The following is a 1,817-nucleotide window of genomic DNA, read 5'->3' as shown; positions in this document are numbered from 1 at the left end:
GGGTTAACCGTGCCGTTAGCGAACCTAGCGTCGATAACAGCCAGTGCATCGGATGCTGCAGGCAATGTACGTACTATCAGTTCAAGTGACTTTGATGGTACACCACCGACACTCACCGTTAATGTGGATGCAATAGGAAATGACAATACACCGCTCATCAGTGGTACCAGTGATGCAGGTGAAGGTGCACAAGTGACCGTGGTCGTCACCGATGCCAATGGTGATAGCAGCACCCTGACAGCGATAGTGGATGCCAGCGGTAATTGGTCAGTGAGTCCAACAACGGTCTTAGCTGATGGTCAATTTACTGTTGACGCCAGTGTGCGTGATGGGGTGGGGAACCTTACAGAAGAAACGGTGACTGGGGTCATTGATACCGTTGCACCAAGCTTAACCTTAACGGGCGTTGGGGCGGGCAGTGATGTGACGCCAACTTTAAGCGGCACAAGTAATGAAATCGGCGCGTTAGTAACTATCACAGTGACTGATAGTAACGGTGTGGTACAAACTTTCTCAGCCACAGTGGGCAGTAATGGAACCTGGACTAGCGAAGTGCCAAACGGTTTAGCCGAAGGTGATTACACTGTGTCAGCAACAGTGAGTGACGTGGCGGGCAATAGTACAACAATCAGCGCCTCAGGTAGTATTGATACGGTAAATCCTACAGTCGTTGTGAATGATAATGGCTTAAGTAATGATAATACCCCAACAATCAGCGGTACATCTACCGAGCCTGCGGGCACAATTGTAAATATTATAGTTACAGACAGTAATGGCGATAATTATAGTTTTACAGCTGTTGTAAGTGCTGCAGGCACATGGCAAACAGACGCATCTGAAATACCTGATGGTAACTATACAATTACTGCAACAATCACAGATGCTGCGGGTAATACAGGGAGTGATACAGGCTCAGGAACGATAGACACTACAGCGCCTCTCATTACAATCAACAATCTAGGCACAATTAACACCGCAACACCAACTATTAGTGGTACATCTTCGGAGCCAGCAGGCACCGTTATTTCACTTGTATTAACAGATACCAGTGGTGGTGAGATCAGTTTGACTGCAACCGTTGATGGTGCTGGTAATTGGTCTGTCACCTCTTCATCGTTAGCGAATGATGACTACAGCGTGGTTGCTACAGTAGAGGATGCAGCAGGAAATAGCGCCTCGGCAACAGAGAATTTCACCTTGAATACCAGTGCGCCTAGTATTTCAATTGATGCCCTAGGCCAAACGAACGATACAACGCCTACTATTTCAGGAACAACCAGTGCTCCTGACGGCAGTACGGTAACAGTGACTATAAATGATGGCACCAATCCAGTTGAAACACTGACAGTAAGTGTCTCAGGTGGTATTTGGACTGTTACTGCTAATAATGCATTAACTGAAGGTGATTTTACGGTTACTGCTAGCGTTACTGTAGGTGGCGTTGAAGGTACAGACTCTGCTGTAGGAACAATTGATTTAACCCCTCCTACCATTGCAATTAATGATATTGCACAAACCAATGATACAACCCCAACAATAAGTGGTACAACGGATGCACCGGTAGGAAGCACAGTTACAGTGATCATTACTGATTCACAAGGCAACCCACAAACTTTAGTCGCTACGGTATTAGCGAACGGAAGTTGGTCAGTGTCTGCAACCACTATACTGGCAGAAGGTAGTTTTACTGTTAATGCTTCAGTCACCGATGCAGCCGGTAATACCGGCACCGATAGTGCCACTGGTGAAATCGACATTACCGCACCGACGATTAGCCTTGATACCTTGGCCGATAGTAATGATGTGACACCGCTCAT

At 46.8% G+C, this 1,817-nt stretch carries 1 protein-coding gene; it reads left to right on the top strand.

Going from position 1 to position 1,817, the window contains the following annotated elements; genetic code table 11:
• Positions 1 to 1,817, top strand: a 1,817-nt coding sequence (locus JIG37_RS00030; protein ID WP_199528336.1) for an Ig-like domain-containing protein, incomplete at both ends; no start/stop codon positions are given.

Source organism: Pseudoalteromonas sp. bablab_jr010 (assembly GCF_016464105.1).
Classification (GTDB): Bacteria; Pseudomonadota; Gammaproteobacteria; order Enterobacterales; family Alteromonadaceae; genus Pseudoalteromonas; species Pseudoalteromonas simplex.
The sequence above is the reverse complement of the archived record's forward strand: the minus strand, read 5'-3'. Positions and strand labels throughout refer to the sequence as shown.